Here is a 16990-nt window from a genome sequence, read left to right on the forward strand (position 1 = left end):
AATTATAGTTGGAACTCTGCGCGTATTTTGTTATAATGAGTCATGGAATGCGGCGTAGGAGGGAAAGACATGGAAAACCGTATTGATCGAATTAAAAAGCAGCTGCACTCGTCAAGCTACAAGCTTACGCCACAGCGGGAAGCAACGGTAAGAGTGCTGCTTGAAAACGAAGAAGACCATTTAAGCGCAGAAGATGTATACCTCCTCGTAAAAGAGAAATCTCCTGAAATTGGTCTCGCTACAGTATACCGTACATTAGAATTATTAACAGAATTAAAAGTCGTTGATAAAATTAACTTCGGGGACGGCGTATCCCGCTACGACCTTCGCAAAGAAGGCGCGGCTCACTTTCATCACCATTTGGTCTGCATGGAGTGCGGAGCCGTCGATGAAATTGAAGAAGATCTGCTTGAAGACGTTGAAGAAGTGATTGAACGTGATTGGAAATTTAAAATTAAAGATCATAGATTGACTTTTCACGGAATCTGCCACCGCTGCCGCGGGGATGAAACAGAGTAAAAGCCTATGAACCTTTTCTGCCAGGAAAGGGTTTTTTGCTGTTTTTATGTATAAAAGCCTTTGAAATTGGCATAAGGTGTACTAACAGCCGCCAAAAGAAAGGGTCGATCGAAAGATGGGCAGATTCCTGAAAACAGCCGCGGATACGATCAAAGTGTTTATTCTGTTCACAGGTTTTACCGCGCTGTTCTATTATGCTATGATATGGGTGAATTCAGAGTATGAAAACTATCATCGGTACGATAAACCGGAAGGCTCCGCCGTCAAAGTGGCCAAAACGGAACATGAGGAAAAAGACGGCTGGTTCGGCCGATTGATCTTTTTTTACCAAAACGGGGAGTAGATCAAGAGTGAAGGATCAAATTAAGGATTTCATCCATTATGTGAGGGTTGAAAGAGGGCTGTCCCAAAATACGATGATGTCCTATGAGCGTGATCTGAAAAGTTATTCTCTCTTCTTAACTGAAACCCTTCAGATCACTTCATGGAATGATGTGACCCGTCTTCATATTATTCAATATTTAAAGCATATAAAGGACTCCGGGAAATCCGGCAAGACGTCTGCCAGGCATTTGGCGTCGATCCGGTCTTTTCATCAATTTCTGTTAAGGGAAAAAGCCGCGGATAAAGATCCTTCGGTACATATTGAAACACAAAAAACAGAGCGGACGCTTCCGAAAGTATTGGCGCTTCACGAAGTTGAGCGGTTATTGGACACGCCTAAGCTTGACAGCCCGTTCGGTCTCAGGGATAAAGCCATGCTTGAACTGCTGTACGCAACCGGCATCCGGGTCAGCGAGATGATCGAGCTGAAATTATCCGACGTCCATTTGACGATGGGATTTGTCCGCTGCTTCGGAAAAGGGCGGAAAGAGCGGATTGTGCCGATTGGTGAAGCCGCTTCCCATGCGATAGAAGCATACATTGAAAAAGCCAGAGGGAAATTATTAAAGAAAAACGTAACCGAAGCGCTTTTTCTGAATCATCACGGCAGGCAGATCAGCCGTCAGGGATTCTGGAAAAACCTGAAAAAAATCGCCCTTGAAGCGGGGATTAAAAAAGAGCTGACACCGCACACGCTCCGGCACTCTTTTGCAACGCACCTGCTCGAAAACGGCGCGGATCTGCGCGCCGTGCAGGAGATGCTCGGACATGCCGATATTTCCACGACGCAAATTTATACGCATGTGACGAAAACAAGGCTGAAGGACGTGTACAAACAGTATCATCCGCGCGCTTAGGAGCCGCTGCCGGAGGGGCCGCGGCTTTTTTTGCCGGATTGGCGGAATACAGAGAAGGTTCTAATTATTTGAATCGGCATTGTCAACAAGAATGTAAACGGTTTATACTTGAGTTGTCTGACCTCTGTAAGCTACAATGGACAGATGGAAGAAAAGGAGGCTTTTATGATGTCTGAATACAAATATAACCGGGTATTTTTGATCGTAATGGATTCTGTCGGAATCGGTGAAGCGCCGGACGCCGCCGATTTTAATGATATAGGCGCAAATACGCTCGGACACATCGCAGAGCACATGAACGGCTTACATATGCCCCATATGGCGCAGCTCGGTCTCGGACTGATCGGAGACATTAAGGGCGTGGAAAAAACGGAGCACCCTCTTGCGTACTACGGAAAAATGCAGGAGGCGTCAAACGGGAAAGATACGATGACGGGGCACTGGGAGATTATGGGCCTCTACATTGAAAAACCGTTTAAAGTGTTCCCGGAAGGATTTCCGGATGAACTTCTTCAGGAACTTGAGCGGCGTTCAGGACGGAAAATCATCGGAAATAAGCCGGCTTCAGGCACGGCGATTCTGGACGAGCTCGGAAAAGAACATATGGAAACGGGTGCGCTGATCGTTTATACATCAGCAGATTCCGTGCTGCAGATTGCGGCTCACGAAGATGTCGTTCCGCTGGAAGAGCTGTACAGCATCTGTGAAACGGCCAGAGAACTGACGCTTGATCCGAAGTACATGGTCGGCCGGATTATCGCAAGACCGTTCGTCGGAGAACCGGGCAGCTTCAAACGCACGCCGAACCGTCATGATTATGCGCTCAAACCGTTCGGCCGCACGGTAATGAACGGAATGAAAGACAGCGGATTAGACGTCATTTCCATCGGCAAAATTTCTGATATTTATGACGGAGAAGGCATTACATCTTCCCGCCGCACGGTATCTAATATGGATGGCATGGACAAAGTGATTGAAACACTCGGTGAAGAGTTTACGGGTCTGAGCTTTGCCAACCTCGTTGATTTTGACGCGCTGTACGGACACCGCCGCGATCCGGAAGGGTACGGAAAAGCGCTCGAGGAATTCGACGCGAGGCTTCCGGAAGTGTTTGAAAAAATGAAAGAAGACGATCTGCTGATCATCACTGCGGATCACGGCAATGATCCTGTCCATCACGGCACGGATCACACGCGGGAGTATGTGCCGCTTCTTGTTTACAGCAAAAAGCACAAACACACTGAACAGCTGCCGCTTGCGGATACATTTGCCGATATCGGCGCAACCATTGCGGATAATTTCAAAACGGAAAAGCCGGAATACGGAAAAAGCTTTTTATCAAGATTACAGTAGGGGGACTTTTTTTGAAACAAAAGATCGAACGTGCTGCTGCATTTATTAAAGAACACGTGAAAGAAACACCAAAGATCGGTCTGATTTTAGGGTCAGGGCTCGGCGTATTGGCCGATGAAATTGAAGGAGCCGTCAAGCTTACATATGAAACGATCCCTGATTTTCCGGTCTCAACGGTAGAGGGCCATGCCGGCCAGCTTGTGATGGGAACGCTTGAAGGCGTGCAGGTCATCGCGATGCAGGGCCGCTTTCATTACTATGAAGGCTACTCAATGGATCAGGTCACATTCCCAGTCCGCGTGATGAAAGCGCTCGGCGTTGAATCTCTCGTCGTGACGAATGCAGCCGGCGGTATCAACACTGAATTCCGCGCCGGCGATCTGATGATTATTACAGACCATATCAACTTTACAGGCACCAACCCGTTAATCGGGCCGAACGAAGCTGAATTCGGAGCGAGATTCCCGGACATGTCAGAAGCCTATGACAAAGAGCTGTCAAGCTTGGCTGAAAAAACGGCCGATGAGCTGGGCATTCCTGTTCAAAAAGGTGTGTATACAGCTGTTACGGGGCCGTCTTACGAAACGCCTGCTGAGGTTCGGTTTTTAAGAACGATGGGGTCTGACGCTGTCGGCATGTCGACCGTGCCGGAAGTCATCGTCGCCAACCACGCGGGGATGCGCGTGCTCGGCATCTCATGCATTTCCAACGCGGCGGCAGGTATTCTTGACCAGCCGTTATCCCATGAAGAAGTAATGGAAATGACGGAAAAAGTAAAAGGCGGCTTTTTGAAGCTTGTAAAAGCTGTAGTCGCACGATCTCAAAAATAAGTCAGCATAAGTCAGCTGTTTCTTCGGAAGCAGCTGTTTTTTTGTGCCCTCAACACGAAACATTTTCCAGATGAGGCGTATAAAACCACCGGATTTGGAAAAAATAAAAAGGATTATGAAATGGAGGGCTTTGGAGATGAAACGTCTTATATCCACTTTGTTGATTGGCATTTTATTAACGGCATCAGCACCGTCCGCTTTTGCAAAGCCGGACGGAAAACATACATCGGAGCTCGCTCATGAAGCCAAAAGCGCCGTGCTGATTGAACGCGATACGGGAAGCATTCTTTATAACAAGAACAGCCGGGAGCGTCTGGCGCCGGCAAGCATGACAAAAATCATGACCATGCTTTTAATCATGGAAGCGCTTGACAAAGGGAAAATAAAGATGAGCGATAAAGTCAGGACGAGTGAACACGCCGCGTCTATGGGCGGATCACAGATTTTCCTTGAACCCGGAGAAGAAATGACGGTAAAAGAAATGCTCAAAGGAATTGCGATAGCTTCCGGAAATGACGCATCTGTCGCAATGGCGGAGTATATCGCCGGTTCAGAAGAGGATTTCGTCAGCCGGATGAACAAAAAAGCAAAAGAATTGGGATTGAAAGATACCTCCTTCAAAAACCCGACGGGACTGCCTGAAAAAGACCATTACAGCTCTGCTTATGACATGGCGAAAATGGCGAAGGAATTATTAAAGTACGATAAAATCACTCAATTTACGGGAACGTATGAGGATTATTTAAGAGAAAATACAGACAAAAAGTTCTGGCTCGTCAATACAAACCGGCTGATCAAATTTTATCCGGGTGTAGACGGCGTGAAGACGGGCTTTACAGGCGAAGCGAAGTATTGTTTAACCGCCACCGCTAAAAAAGGAAATATGAGGGTCATCGCTGTCGTTTTCGGAGCCAGCACCCCGAAAGAAAGAAACGCCCAAGTGACCAAAATGCTTGATTACGCCTTCAGCCAGTTCAAAACACACCCGCTGTACAAACGGGATCAAATCGTCGGAACGGTAAAGGTAAAAAAAGGAAAAAAGAAACTGATCAAGCTGACCACATCTGAGCCGATTTCTCTTCTGGCCAAAAAGGGAGAGAACATGGACAAAGTAAAAAAAGAAGTGAAAATCAACGGCAATGTAACGGCTCCGGTTAAAAAAGGAGAGGTGCTCGGCAGCCTCGTTCTGAAAAAAGACGGAAAGGTGCTCGTTGAAAGCCCGGTCACGGCAAAAGACGACATGGAAAAAGCGGGTTTTCTCACTTTTCTGAAGCGGACGATGGGAGATTGGACAAAATTTAAATAATCGTGGCGAACGGGCACTAGTTTTGTCATAGTGAAGGAATTGCTTTCCCGAAAATCGAAACACTCATTATCCGATCATATCAAGGAGGAATGAGCATGAGCCTTGGAATTGACTTTCATGTCAAAGAATCCGTGCTTTGTATTCGATTAACAGGTGAACTCGACCATCATACGGCAGAATCATTAAAACAAAGGGTTACTGAATCGCTGGAGGCTGACGGCATCCGTCACATTGTGCTGAACCTTGAAGATCTTACCTTCATGGACAGCTCCGGCCTCGGCGTGATTTTAGGGCGTTATAAACAAATTAAACAGCTCGGCGGAGAAATGGTCGTGTGCGCGATTTCGCCCGCGGTGAGACGCCTGTTTGACATGTCCGGCCTGTTTAAAATCATCAGGTTCGAACAATCGGAACAAAAAGCGCTTTTAACGTTGGGGGTGGCATCATGAAAAACGAGATGCATCTTGAATTTTCAGCCCTCAGTCAGAACGAATCGTTTGCGCGCGTAACAGTTGCTTCTTTTATCGCGCAGCTCGACCCGACGATGGATGAGCTGACGGAAATCAAGACCGTCGTATCAGAAGCGGTAACAAACGCAATCATCCACGGCTATGAAGAAAACTGCGACGGAAAGGTGTATATCTCCGTTACGCTGGAGGATCATGTCGTCTATCTGACCATACGTGATGAAGGCCTCGGGATCACGGATCTTGAGGAAGCGCGCCAGCCGCTCTTTACGACAAAACCCGAGCTTGAGCGCTCCGGAATGGGCTTTACCATTATGGAAAACTTTATGGATGATGTCACGATTGATTCCTCGCCGGAGATGGGAACGACGATACGCTTAACAAAACACCTATCAAAAAGCAAAGCGCTTTGTAATTAAGGAGATTTGTTATGGATGTGGAGGTTAAGAAAAACAGCAAAAACGCGCAGCTCAAGGATCATGAAGTCAAAGAATTAATCAAAAAGAGCCAAGAGGGCGACCAGCAGGCAAGAGACCTCCTCATAGAAAAAAACATGCGTCTTGTGTGGTCCGTCGTTCAAAGGTTTTTAAACAGAGGCTATGAGCCGGACGATCTGTTTCAGATCGGCTGTATCGGATTATTAAAATCCGTTGATAAATTCGATTTGTCCTATGATGTCCGTTTTTCAACTTATGCCGTGCCGATGATTATCGGAGAAATCCAGCGCTTCATCCGCGATGACGGAACCGTCAAAGTATCAAGATCTTTAAAAGAGCTCGGCAATAAAATACGCCGGGCGAAAGATGAACTGTCAAAAACATACGGAAGAGTGCCGACCGTTCAGGAAATTGCGGATCATTTAGAAATTGATGCGGAGGATGTGGTGCTTGCGCAGGAAGCGGTGCGGGCGCCTTCATCCATTCATGAGACCGTGTATGAAAATGACGGAGACCCGATCACCCTGCTTGATCAGATCGCCGATCATTCAGAAGAGAAGTGGTTTGACAAAATCGCCCTCAAGGAAGCGATCAGTGATTTGGAAGAACGGGAAAAACTCATTGTCTATCTGAGATATTATAAAGATCAGACACAGTCGGAAGTAGCCGAACGGCTCGGGATTTCCCAAGTCCAGGTATCGAGGCTGGAGAAAAAAATATTAAAGCAGATTAAAGTGCAGATGGATCATACGGAAAGCTGACCTTTTACGGGCCGGCTTTTTTTATTTGTGCATCGGTGGTAATTTATGGTCTTTTGCCGCTGATGAATGAGAACAAAAGTGAACCACATACTACATATATAACCACCCGAAAGATGGTGATGCAAGATGGAAAGACGAATATTTCTCAGACTTCGCCACCGCGTGAAGGCTCATACCGGAGATATCATCACAGTCGGCGACGCCGCGCAGATTGCGGGACAGCAAAAGCTGAAAAAAAAACTGTCGGCACTGCCGCTGTATAAGGTCACGAAAAAAGACAAAAATATCGTCGTGCTGGACATCATAAAAGTGCTGAAAACCATTCATACCGCTTTTCCCGCGCTTGATGTACAGACCGTCGGCGGCGCTGAAACGATAGTGGAAATCCATTACCAGAAAAAGCAGCTGTCAGCCGTTTTTTTCGTCGGTGTCTGGCTCCTGCTTTTTATCGGTTCATGTCTTGCCATTATGAATTTTCATGAAGATGTCAGTATGAGAGAAGTTCATATCGCCTTATATGAAATCATAACGGGCGAACGGAATGAATATCCGTATCTGCTTCAGGTTCCATACAGCATCGGCCTCGGTCTCGGTATGATCGTCTTTTTTAATCACATCTTCAAAAAACGCCTGAATGAAGAGCCAAGCCCGCTGGAAGTCGAGATGTTTAATTATCAGCTTGATCTCGATCATTATGTCGCAATGCACGAAAATGAAGAGACGATGAAAGATCTGCATGATCGTTAGCATTCTTTTCGTTATATTTGTCGGGCTTGGCGGAGGGCTGACCGTGGGCGCGGGCTTTGTGGCTTTTTTAACCGTTATGGGAATCGTCCCCCGCCTTATGCAGCTGACAAAAACAATGCGCTTTGTACAGGCCTACGAAGGAGCTGTTATTTCAGGAGCTGTGTTCGGCGGCTGGGAAACCTTAAATATGAATCATTTTTTTTTATCTGAATGGCTGGCCGTTCCGGTCGGGCTTTTGGCCGGCATGTTTATCGGCATGCTGGCCGCCGCGCTTACAGAAGTGCTGAATGTGCTTCCCATTCTTGCCAAACGGATCGGCTTCGGCAGCAAAATCATCATTTTGCTGATGGCCATTGTGTTCGGCAAAATAGCCGGCTCTTTATTTCATTGGCTGTATTTTATCCATCATTCATAAGGAGGAACCGACGTGACAAACTTAAAAGAAAATTACAAAACAAAAGTGAAAGACTATCAGCCGAAACCGCCATATGTTTGGAATTGCGTCAAAGCCTTTCTGATCGGCGGTTTGATCTGTCTGATCGGGCAGGCTCTTCAAGACTTTTACATCCACTTTTTTAATTTTAATGAAAAAACAGCGGGCAACCCGACGGCCGCCACTCTTATTTTAATTTCCGCTCTTTTGACCGGATTCGGCATTTATGACAGACTCGGGCAGTTTGCCGGAGCGGGTTCAGCCGTGCCGGTGACGGGTTTTGCAAACAGTATGACAAGCGCGGCTCTGGAACACAGAAGTGAAGGACTCGTGCTCGGAGTAGCGACAAACATGTTTAAATTGGCGGGAAACGTCATTGTATTCGGCGTCGTGGCAGCCTATATCGTAGGCCTGATACGGTTTGCTTGTGAAAAACTGTTTTCGTAGGAGGAGAAAAAATGAAATTAACCGGAAAGCAAACCTGGGTGTTTGAAAACCCGTTATTTGTAAATGCGGCGGGGACGGCAGCCGGACCGAAAGAAAAAGACGGCCCGCTCGGTTCGCTGTTTGATAAGACATACGATGAAATGCATTGCAATCAGAAAAACTGGGAAATGGCGGAACGTCAGTTAATGGAAGATGCCATCAACTCAGCTTTGCAAAAACAGAATTTGAAAAAGAGCGATATTGATTTGTTACTCGCGGGGGATCTTTTAAATCAAAATGTGACCGCCAACTACGTCGCCAGACATCTGAAAATCCCGTTCCTCTGTCTGTTCGGCGCCTGTTCGACATCAATGGAAACGATTGCCGTCGCATCCGCGCTCATTGACGGCGGTTTTGCGAACCGGGCGATCGCAGCCACGAGCAGCCATAACGCGACCGCAGAACGGCAATTTCGCAATCCGACGGAATATGGCGGGCAAAAACCGGATACCGCCACTTCAACGGTCACGGGGGGCGGGGCGGTCATCATCAGCCAAAACCCTTCTGATATCAAGATTACAAGCGCAACAGTGGGAAAAGTAAGCGACCTCGGGATTACGGACCCGTTCGATATGGGATCCGCCATGGCGCCCGCTGCCGCCGACACAATCAAACAGCACCTTCAGGACTTAAACCGCACGGCGGATGATTATGATCTGATTTTAACGGGAGACCTTTCAGGCGTCGGCTCGCCGATCGTGAAAGATTTGCTCAAAGAAGAAGGCTATCCCGCCGGAACGAAACACGATGACTGCGGTCTTCTCATCTATACGCCGGACCAGCAGGTGTTTGCGGGCGGAAGCGGCTGCGCCTGCTCCGCGCTTGTTACGTACACACATATTTTTAATCAATTAAAATCAGGGGCTCTGAACAGGGTGCTCGTTGTCGCGACAGGAGCGCTTTTAAGTCCGACAATGATCCAGCAGAAAGAAACCATTCCGACCATCGCGCACGGTGTGGTATTTGAGCGGGCGGGAGGTGCATCATAAATGGAATATCTGTTGGCTTTTGTTTGCGGGGGAATCATATGCATTATCGGTCAGCTGCTGCTTGACATTTTTAAACTGACACCCGCCCATGTGATGACAACTTTTGTCGTCATCGGCGCCTTGTTGGATGGGTTCGGAATATATGACAAATTTATCGAATTTGCAGGTGCGGGCGCGACGGTTCCCATTGTCAGCTTCGGTCACAGCTTATTGCACGGCGCCATGCATCAAGCTCACGAGCATGGATTTATCGGGATCGCCATGGGGATTTTTGAACTTACTTCCGCCGGTATATCTTCAGCGATTTTATTCGCATTTCTTGTAGCCATTATTTTTAAACCGAAAGGATAATGCCTGATGACGAAACGGAAGGTCATTCTTGTGACAGACGGGGACGTATACGCCGCCAAAACAATTGAATATGCCGCGGAAAAAGCAGGCGGGCGGTGTATTTCCCAATCAAAGGGCAATCCGTCAACCAGAAGCGGCCCCGAACTTGTTCAGCTGATTAAAGCCGCGCCGAATGACCCGGTGTTTGTCATGTTTGACGATTCAGGCCTGCAAGGGGAAGGGCCGGGCGAAACGGCGCTGAAATATGTCGCCTCACATCAGGACATTGAAGTGCTGGGGGTGATTGCGGTCGCTTCTAAGACCCATCAGGCTGAATGGACGAAAGTCGATGTCTCCATTGACCGTGATGGAGAAGTGACGGAGTATGGCGTCGATAAAACCGGAATGAGAGAAATGGACGAGCACAGAATGAACGGAGATACGGTGTATTGTCTAGATAAATTGGACGTTCCTCTCATTGTGGGCATCGGCGACATAGGAAAGATGGGGAGAAAAGATGACATATCCAAAGGCTCGCCGATTACGATGAAGGCGGTCGAATTCATTTTAGAAAGGAGCGAAAGCCATGCCGGAAAAACCGGAAAATATGATCAAGGTATACCGGGATCCTAGAAAAAATGAACAATTTTTTAAAGACCGCGTCGGTATGGGAACGAGCTATGATGTCGGCGTCCGCAAAGTTCGAGTATTAGACCGGGAAGTCCAGATTTACTTTGTCAACGGATTAACCGATACTTTGTTTATCATTCATTTAATGGAACAGCTCGTCGACGTTAATAATTATGACGAGAATGCGGATGAAGCGATTGACGTTGTTGAAAACAGGCTTGTCAATCAGCAGGTCCAAAAAGTCAAAACGCTCGACGAAGCAACAGATCAAGTGCTTTCCGGACTTGTGGCCGTTATCGTTGAAGACGCGGGCTTCGCCTTTATCGTTGACGTCAGAAGTTACCCCGGACGCACACCGGAAGAACCGGATACGGAAAAGGTCGTCCGCGGGGCAAGAGACGGTTTTATCGAAAATATCGTTATTAATACAGCATTGATCAGAAGACGAATCAGGGACGAAAGGCTCCGCGTCAAAATTACGAAAGTCGGCGAGCGCTCTAAGACCGATCTTGCCATTGTGTATATAGAAGACATCGCAGATCCGGACCTTGTCAGCATCGTCGAAAACGAAGTGAATGCGATTGACATTGACGGATTGACGATGTCTGATAAAACAGTGGAAGAATTCATCGTCAAACAGGGCTACAACCCGTTTCCGATGGTCAGATACACGGAGCGGCCGGATGTGGCCGCCAATCATATTTTGGAAGGGCACGTCATCATCGTCGTTGATACGTCACCGAGCGTGATCATAACGCCGACAACGATTTTTCACCATGTTCAGCATGCGGAAGAATACAGGCAGGCGCCTTCAGTGGGAACATTTTTAAGATGGATCAGGTTCTTCGGTATTATCGCTTCAACGGTTCTGCTTCCGATCTGGTTCCTCTTTGTTCTTGAACCGTCTCTTCTGCCTGAAAGATTGGATTTTATCGGTTTAAATAAAAATACGCATATCCCGATCATTCTGCAAATCTTTTTGGCCGATTTGGGGATTGAGTTTCTCAGGATGGCCGCGATCCATACGCCGACCGCTTTATCCACCGCCATGGGTCTGATTGCGGCGGTGCTGATCGGTCAAATCGCCATAGCGGTGGGGCTGTTTTCAGCAGAAGTGATTCTGTACGTATCGATCGCCGCCATCGGATCATTTACCACACCGAGCTATGAGCTCAGCCTCGCCAATAAAATGATACGCCTCATCTTAATGGTGCTCGTGGCCATTTTCCAAGTGAAAGGCTTTGTGATAGGCTTTACATTGCTGCTGATCATAATGGCGAATATCCGCTCGTTTCATACGCCGTATTTATGGCCGTTTTTACCGTTTAACGGCAAGGCGCTGTGGCAGGTGCTCGTCCGGACGACAGTGCCGGGAGCGAAAGTCAGACCGAGCATTGTTCACCCGAAAGACCGTCAAAGACAGCCAAGCGGTTCATAATCGCATTGAAACCGACAGAAGATTATGATATTGTATGTCTTAACTTATACGTGACTTGTATAAGGACAGCTCAAAAGAAGCTGTCCTTTTCACCCATAGGCGGATCAGAAAGAGGGAATGAGCATTGTTCTTACATGGCACAAGCAGACAAAACAAACTAGGTCATTTGGAAATCGGAGGCGTGGACGCGCTGTATTTAGCGGAGCATTACGGCACGCCTCTTTATGTTTACGATGTAGCTTTAATACGTGAGCGCGCTAAAAGCTTTAAACAGGCATTCATTGACGCGGATTTAAAGGCGCAGGTCGCGTACGCGAGCAAGGCGTTTTCTTCCGTTGCGATGATACAGCTTGCTGAGCAGGAGGGGCTCTCATTGGACGTTGTATCCGGCGGAGAGCTGTTTACGGCGGTTGCGGCTGGTTTTCCGGCTGACAGGATTCATTTTCACGGCAACAACAAAAGCAAAGAAGAGTTGAAAATGGCGCTCGATCATCAAATCGGCTGCATCGTCGTTGATAATTTTTATGAAATATCCTTACTCGCGGAACTGTGCCGCAAATCAGGGCGCACAATGGATGTGCTTCTGCGGATCACTCCGGGGGTAGAGGCGCATACGCATGATTATATTACGACGGGGCAGGAAGATTCCAAATTCGGTTTTGATCTGCATAACGGGCAAATAGAAAAGGCGATTGAACAAGTATTGCAGTCAGACCATATCCGGCTTCTCGGCGTTCACTGCCACATCGGATCGCAAATTTTTGATACGGCGGGCTTTGTGCTGGCCGCAGAAAAAATCTTCGCAAAACTGAATGAATGGAGAGAATCATTCGGCTTTGTCTCTGAAGTGCTGAATTTAGGGGGCGGCTTCGGCATCCGCTACACGGAAGAGGATGAACCCCTTCATCCCGCCGTTTATGTGGAAAAAATTATCGAAGCGGTAAAAGAAAACGCAGCGCTGCACGCTTTTGACATTCCGGAGATCTGGATTGAACCGGGACGCTCGCTCGTCGGAGACGCCGGAACGACGCTTTATACCATCGGTTCGCAAAAAGAAGTGCCCGGCACCCGTAAATATGCAGCGGTTGACGGGGGCATGAGCGATAATATCCGTCCTGCGCTGTATCAGGCGAAATATGAAGCCGTATCGGCAAACAGAATCGGAGAACACCACGACAAAACGGTATCCATCGCGGGTAAGTGCTGTGAAAGCGGGGATATGCTCATTTGGGATATAGACCTTCCGGAAGTGAAAGAAGGCGATCTTCTCGCCGTTTTCTGCACGGGAGCGTACGGATACAGCATGGCTAACAACTACAACCGCATTCCGCGTCCCGCCGTCGTTTTTGTGGAAGACGGCGAAGCGCATCTTGTCATTAGAAGAGAAACTTATGAAGACATTGTAAAACTGGATCTGCCGTTTAAGACGGGGGTCAAACAATAAATAAAAAAGAGACCGGAACAATGGCGTCCGGTCTCTTTTTGCGTTCAGCTGTCAGAACTTGATCCGCTGTCTCCTGTAAATACAGACACGATCGCATTCCAAATCGAAGCGAAGAAATCAATAACTTTTTGAACAAAGCTTTTGCCTTCATCGGATTGAATGAACTTCGTGATTTTGTCTTTTGCCTTATCGAGCTGGCTGCCGACTTGGCCCCAATCAATCTTTGCATTTTTCATTTTATTAAACAATGAAACGAGCTGGTCTTTTTGAGCGTCAGTCAGTGTAATATTAAGGTTTGAAGCCGCATCATCGACCTTTTTCTCGATTCCTTCTTTTGTATCGGGCACACCGTTTTTCGCGAAATCATCTTTAATGTTTGCGATAAGCGCGGAGGCGTTTTTATCCCCGATTTTATCCCCGAGATTTGAAGTGGTGACAAGCTCTTGGTTGGCGACCTGTTTTACATCTTCTGAAATCGCTTTGTCTGATGAGACTTCATATGCCTTGATGATTCCCGTTAATGCTGCGGTGCCTGATACCTCAAACGGCGCCGTCACGTATACTTTCGCATCTTTCACTCCTGCTGTCATCAGGGCGTTTAAGTACATTTCATCCGTAATGGAATCGATATTATGGGTCTTAACGTCAAGCCCGGACCCTTTCTTTGCCACCGTGATGGATGACGAAGAGATGGCTCTTGTGCCGATTTGGGCATTCGATATATATTTTCCCAGATATTCATGTTCTTCTTTATTAGTGACCGTCACTTTTGTCGCGTTATCAGGGACATTTAATTCGTCAAGCACTTTCTGACGGTTTTCGTTTGACAGATCCGCCCCCAGTGTGACGATGACATCTCCGACTGCGGCATCGGCCAGGCTGATTTTCGGTATTGTGCACAATACAACGGCCGCCGCCAGCAATCCAATCCACATTTTTTTCAAAGCGGTTAACCTCCTTCTTTTCACAAATGCCGTTTTGAAGCGGTTTGTGAGGACCTGCGTGAAGCAGTTCCGATACATAGACGGCTGTGAAGCTGTTCTGGTTTCATTTTCTTTCTGCGGAAGCGGGGAGATTCGTTTTCCGGCTGAAGGTGTGGTATAATAGCCGCGAAAAGAAGAGCAGAGGCCTCTTCCTTCAAAAGAATATCAAAAAGAAAGCCGGCTTACAATTGAAATTCATATTGAAGAGGGCTTTGACAAAAAACAATACGGAAGTAGGAATGAGAATGAAAACTGGTTACATCGAAATGGAAAACGGCAGCAGAATCGAATTTGAACTTTATCCGAATGAAGCGCCTAATACAGTCGCTAACTTTGAAAATCTGGCGAATACAGGCTTTTATGACGGCGTTATTTTCCACCGCGTGATTCCGGGCTTTGTCAGCCAAGGCGGAGATCCGACTGGGACAGGCATGGGCGGAAGCGGAAAAACGATCAAATGTGAAACAGAAGGCAATCCGCATAAACACGAAGCCGGTTCTTTATCAATGGCGCATGCCGGTAAAGACACGGGTTCAAGCCAATTCTTCATCGTACATGAGCCGCAGCCGCATTTAAACGGCGTTCATACTGTATTCGGAAAAGTGACAAGCGGTTTAGAGCATGCGAAAAACATGTCTAACGGAGACAAAATGAAAGAAATCCGTGTAGAAGGATAATGACGGAAAACCCGCCTTTTTCAGGCGGGTTTTTTTATGTATATGAAAATTCTCATGTGTAAATCATGAAAAAATACATATATGAACATCGGTGATCATTCTGGTATAGTGAAAAAGACCGATTACAACAATGAAAAGAGGTAGAAACGTTGGTTCAATTGGCAACCGTTTTATTTGTCATTATCATTCTCGCACTTATGATTTGGTTCAGGGTGAAAAAGGGAAACAGGCCGATTAAAGGCGGCGGCTTCGGCATCATTCTCCCGCTTTTGATTATCGCCGTCATTTTCACATTCAGTATCAGCCAGCTCATGAATATCCCGGGAAAGCCGTTTCATTTTCCCGCTCTTTGGGAGCTCGCCATCGCCGGACTGTTAGGCGCGGTATTCGGTGTCATCATGCTGTCGCAAACCGCCTATGAAATCCGGGAAGACGGCTTTGTCTACTCCAAGCGGAATAAAAACTTTAAATATGTCATTATCGCGATTATTGCGATCCGTATCGCGCTCAGCCAATATTTCAAAAACATTGACGCGGCGGAATTCGCCGTTTTAACGATGGAGCTTGCTTTTGTGTATTTGTGCATTTGGCGGATCGGAAGTTTCGTGAAATACCGTAAAATCAGCAGATCCGGCTTATAAAATGAAAAAAATGGATGGGGTGCGGGGCTTATTTGCCCTCTGTGCAGGGATTCATGGTAAAATAAAAACGACCATGGCTAATGGGAGGAAATCACTTGAAATCAGAAAAAGAAAAAACTTCTAAAAAAAGCGCCGTACTTGATTGGGCGAAAGCCATTATCATCGCTGTCGTTCTGGCACTGCTCATCCGAAACTTTTTATTTGCCCCTTATCTCGTTGATGGAAGATCAATGGATCCGACGCTGCATGACCGCGAGAGAATCTTTGTCAATATGACGGTCAAATACATAAGCGACTTCAAACGCGGCCAGATCGTCGTGCTGAACGGAGAAAATGAGCACTATGTCAAACGGATTATCGGACTTCCCGGCGACACGGTGCAAATGAAAAACGATCAGCTGTATATCAACGGCAAAAAAGTGTCCGAACCGTATTTAGCGGCAAACAAGCACAAGGCGAAGCAAGACGGCTATGACCGGCTGACAGAAGACTTCGGCCCGGTGAAAGTGCCGGACGACAAATATTTCGTCATGGGTGATAACCGCAGAGAATCTATGGACAGCCGCAACGGCCTCGGTCTTTTTACGAAAAAACAAATAGCGGGCACATCAAAATTCGTCTTCTTCCCGTTTAACGAAATTCGAAAGACGAAATAAACCGTACAGGCAGTTTTCTTCATGAGAAAACTGCTTTTTTTATATAAATTTATCTCTCCACCCTCAAAAACAGAACATAAATTCGTATATCTATTTAATAGATAGAAAGTTTTACAGATACATGAAACATCTTCCCTTAATGAAACGTTATATGAATAACTCACGCAGGGAAGAACGGTTTTCTATTCATGAAAAAAGGAATATGACATAGTAATGAATAGATTGATACGGGCTGGAGGTAGAAAAATGGGAAGAATTAAAACAAAAGCAGCCATTTTACTTGTACTGCTGCTGTTATTAGCGGGCGGTTATATGGTCATAAACGATATTGAACTGAAAGACGTGCCGACTGCAATCGGACAAACCCTGTCCCAGGAAAAAGAAGAATATACAGTCAAAACATATAAAATTACGAAAATCGAAGGAACTGAGTATCACGGTACGGCAGCGAACGGCACAAAAATTATTTTTAACGGCGACAAGCTGAAGCAGGATCTCTCCGATGTGAAAAAAGGTGATAAGATTAAAGCGTACTTCAGCAAATCAAACCGGATTGACGGCTTATTGAAGGTCGTCAAAGTGAACGAATAAATAAAGACGCCTTTTATGGGAAAAGGGCGCT

General features: G+C 46.8%; 22 protein-coding genes. 21 read left to right on the forward strand and 1 reads right to left on the reverse strand.

Going from position 1 to position 16990, the window contains the following annotated elements:
* Positions 1–69: 69 nt before the first annotated feature.
* The 17 genes from fur (at position 70) to lysA (ending at position 13411) form a co-directional block, all read left to right on the forward strand.
* Complete coding sequence (gene fur / locus G9F48_RS13215; protein WP_003153330.1) at positions 70–519, forward strand: ferric iron uptake transcriptional regulator; 450 nt, start codon at positions 70–72, stop codon at positions 517–519.
* Positions 520–634: 115 nt separating this feature from the next.
* Positions 635–862, forward strand: coding sequence for a YqzK family protein (locus tag G9F48_RS13220; protein WP_003153331.1), 228 nt, complete (start codon positions 635–637; stop codon positions 860–862).
* 7 nt (positions 863–869) lie between these two features.
* Positions 870–1760 carry a site-specific tyrosine recombinase XerD gene (gene xerD / locus G9F48_RS13225; protein ID WP_012117897.1) on the forward strand — a complete coding sequence of 297 codons (891 nt, stop codon included), beginning with the start codon at positions 870–872 and terminating at the stop codon, positions 1758–1760.
* A gap of 168 nt (positions 1761–1928) precedes the next feature.
* On the forward strand, positions 1929–3113 hold the full coding sequence (gene deoB, locus G9F48_RS13230) for a phosphopentomutase (protein WP_003153338.1): 1185 nt from the start codon (positions 1929–1931) through the stop codon (positions 3111–3113).
* A gap of 11 nt (positions 3114–3124) precedes the next feature.
* Complete coding sequence (locus G9F48_RS13235) at positions 3125–3943, forward strand: purine-nucleoside phosphorylase (protein WP_003153340.1); 819 nt, start codon at positions 3125–3127, stop codon at positions 3941–3943.
* A gap of 136 nt (positions 3944–4079) precedes the next feature.
* Positions 4080–5249 carry a D-alanyl-D-alanine carboxypeptidase family protein gene (locus tag G9F48_RS13240; protein WP_007612342.1) on the forward strand — a complete coding sequence of 390 codons (1170 nt, stop codon included), beginning with the start codon at positions 4080–4082 and terminating at the stop codon, positions 5247–5249.
* Positions 5250–5344: 95 nt separating this feature from the next.
* Positions 5345–5698, forward strand: a complete 354-nt coding sequence (gene spoIIAA / locus G9F48_RS13245; protein WP_065180567.1) for an anti-sigma F factor antagonist — start codon at positions 5345–5347, stop codon at positions 5696–5698.
* Positions 5695–6135 (forward strand): anti-sigma F factor, encoded by a 441-nt coding sequence (gene spoIIAB, locus G9F48_RS13250; protein WP_003153347.1) that lies wholly within the window; start codon positions 5695–5697, stop codon positions 6133–6135. Before spoIIAA ends, spoIIAB begins: the two co-directional genes overlap by 4 nt.
* Positions 6136–6146: 11 nt before the next feature.
* On the forward strand, positions 6147–6914 hold the full coding sequence (gene sigF / locus G9F48_RS13255; RefSeq protein WP_003153348.1) for an RNA polymerase sporulation sigma factor SigF: 768 nt from the start codon (positions 6147–6149) through the stop codon (positions 6912–6914).
* Positions 6915–7040: 126 nt separating this feature from the next.
* Positions 7041–7661 (forward strand): stage V sporulation protein AA, encoded by a 621-nt coding sequence (locus tag G9F48_RS13260; RefSeq protein ID WP_165409611.1) that lies wholly within the window; start codon positions 7041–7043, stop codon positions 7659–7661.
* A complete protein-coding gene (locus G9F48_RS13265; protein ID WP_003153350.1) occupies positions 7651–8076 on the forward strand; it encodes a stage V sporulation protein AB in 426 nt (141 codons plus the stop codon). The genes G9F48_RS13260 and G9F48_RS13265 overlap by 11 nt, the downstream gene beginning before the upstream one ends.
* Before the next feature lie 12 nt (positions 8077–8088).
* On the forward strand, positions 8089–8541 hold the full coding sequence (spoVAC, locus tag G9F48_RS13270) for a stage V sporulation protein AC (protein ID WP_003153353.1): 453 nt from the start codon (positions 8089–8091) through the stop codon (positions 8539–8541).
* Between the two features lie 11 nt (positions 8542–8552).
* On the forward strand, positions 8553–9569 hold the full coding sequence (spoVAD, locus tag G9F48_RS13275) for a stage V sporulation protein AD (protein ID WP_003153355.1): 1017 nt from the start codon (positions 8553–8555) through the stop codon (positions 9567–9569).
* Positions 9570–9920 (forward strand): stage V sporulation protein AE, encoded by a 351-nt coding sequence (spoVAE, locus tag G9F48_RS13280; protein ID WP_003153356.1) that lies wholly within the window; start codon positions 9570–9572, stop codon positions 9918–9920. It begins immediately after the preceding gene.
* Between the two features lie 3 nt (positions 9921–9923).
* A complete protein-coding gene (locus G9F48_RS13285; protein ID WP_102422741.1) occupies positions 9924–10532 on the forward strand; it encodes a stage V sporulation protein AE in 609 nt (202 codons plus the stop codon).
* Entirely contained in the window at positions 10486–11967 is a 1482-nt protein-coding gene (locus tag G9F48_RS13290; protein ID WP_003153360.1) for a spore germination protein, read from the forward strand. Before G9F48_RS13285 ends, G9F48_RS13290 begins: the two co-directional genes overlap by 47 nt.
* A 124-nt stretch (positions 11968–12091) precedes the next feature.
* Positions 12092–13411, forward strand: coding sequence for a diaminopimelate decarboxylase (gene lysA, locus G9F48_RS13295; RefSeq protein ID WP_014305333.1), 1320 nt, complete (start codon positions 12092–12094; stop codon positions 13409–13411).
* A 44-nt stretch (positions 13412–13455) separates the two neighbouring features.
* On the opposite strand, the gene G9F48_RS13300 is transcribed toward lysA, so the two are convergent.
* Positions 13456–14355 carry a DUF1002 domain-containing protein gene (locus tag G9F48_RS13300; protein WP_003153362.1) on the reverse strand — a complete coding sequence of 300 codons (900 nt, stop codon included), beginning with the start codon at positions 14353–14355 and terminating at the stop codon, positions 13456–13458.
* A 284-nt stretch (positions 14356–14639) separates the two neighbouring features.
* On the opposite strand from G9F48_RS13300, the gene G9F48_RS13305 reads away from it, so the two are divergent.
* From G9F48_RS13305 to G9F48_RS13320, 4 genes are all read left to right on the forward strand, one after another.
* Entirely contained in the window at positions 14640–15071 is a 432-nt protein-coding gene (locus tag G9F48_RS13305; protein WP_003153363.1) for a peptidylprolyl isomerase, read from the forward strand.
* Between the two features lie 149 nt (positions 15072–15220).
* On the forward strand, positions 15221–15712 hold the full coding sequence (locus G9F48_RS13310) for a CcdC protein domain-containing protein (protein WP_070082052.1): 492 nt from the start codon (positions 15221–15223) through the stop codon (positions 15710–15712).
* Between the two features lie 80 nt (positions 15713–15792).
* Positions 15793–16368 carry a signal peptidase I gene (gene lepB / locus G9F48_RS13315; RefSeq protein ID WP_032861567.1) on the forward strand — a complete coding sequence of 192 codons (576 nt, stop codon included), beginning with the start codon at positions 15793–15795 and terminating at the stop codon, positions 16366–16368.
* A gap of 246 nt (positions 16369–16614) precedes the next feature.
* On the forward strand, positions 16615–16959 hold the full coding sequence (locus tag G9F48_RS13320; RefSeq protein WP_003153366.1) for a hypothetical protein: 345 nt from the start codon (positions 16615–16617) through the stop codon (positions 16957–16959).
* Positions 16960–16990: the final 31 nt, after the last annotated feature.

Origin of the sequence: Bacillus sp. EKM420B (genome assembly GCF_011065565.1) — a bacterium.
Lineage (GTDB): Bacteria > Bacillota > Bacilli > Bacillales > Bacillaceae > Bacillus > Bacillus velezensis.

What these genes read in the sequence shown, in the direction of transcription:
- sigF (WP_003153348.1), top strand. Translation starts at nt 6,147, where the DNA reads ATGGATGTGGAGGTTAAGAAAAACAGCAAAAACGCGCAGCTCAAGGAT.
- G9F48_RS13305 (WP_003153363.1), top strand. Translation starts at nt 14,640, where the DNA reads ATGAAAACTGGTTACATCGAAATGGAAAACGGCAGCAGAATCGAATTT.
- G9F48_RS13290 (WP_003153360.1), top strand. Translation starts at nt 10,486, where the DNA reads ATGCCGGAAAAACCGGAAAATATGATCAAGGTATACCGGGATCCTAGA.
- G9F48_RS13265 (WP_003153350.1), top strand. Translation starts at nt 7,651, where the DNA reads ATGATCGTTAGCATTCTTTTCGTTATATTTGTCGGGCTTGGCGGAGGG.
- G9F48_RS13220 (WP_003153331.1), top strand. Translation starts at nt 635, where the DNA reads ATGGGCAGATTCCTGAAAACAGCCGCGGATACGATCAAAGTGTTTATT.
- G9F48_RS13260 (WP_165409611.1), top strand. Translation starts at nt 7,041, where the DNA reads ATGGAAAGACGAATATTTCTCAGACTTCGCCACCGCGTGAAGGCTCAT.
- spoVAD (WP_003153355.1), top strand. Translation starts at nt 8,553, where the DNA reads ATGAAATTAACCGGAAAGCAAACCTGGGTGTTTGAAAACCCGTTATTT.
- lepB (WP_032861567.1), top strand. Translation starts at nt 15,793, where the DNA reads ATGGGAGGAAATCACTTGAAATCAGAAAAAGAAAAAACTTCTAAAAAA.
- G9F48_RS13320 (WP_003153366.1), top strand. Translation starts at nt 16,615, where the DNA reads ATGGGAAGAATTAAAACAAAAGCAGCCATTTTACTTGTACTGCTGCTG.
- spoIIAB (WP_003153347.1), top strand. Translation starts at nt 5,695, where the DNA reads ATGAAAAACGAGATGCATCTTGAATTTTCAGCCCTCAGTCAGAACGAA.
- spoVAE (WP_003153356.1), top strand. Translation starts at nt 9,570, where the DNA reads ATGGAATATCTGTTGGCTTTTGTTTGCGGGGGAATCATATGCATTATC.
- spoIIAA (WP_065180567.1), top strand. Translation starts at nt 5,345, where the DNA reads ATGAGCCTTGGAATTGACTTTCATGTCAAAGAATCCGTGCTTTGTATT.
- G9F48_RS13240 (WP_007612342.1), top strand. Translation starts at nt 4,080, where the DNA reads ATGAAACGTCTTATATCCACTTTGTTGATTGGCATTTTATTAACGGCA.
- deoB (WP_003153338.1), top strand. Translation starts at nt 1,929, where the DNA reads ATGTCTGAATACAAATATAACCGGGTATTTTTGATCGTAATGGATTCT.
- fur (WP_003153330.1), top strand. Translation starts at nt 70, where the DNA reads ATGGAAAACCGTATTGATCGAATTAAAAAGCAGCTGCACTCGTCAAGC.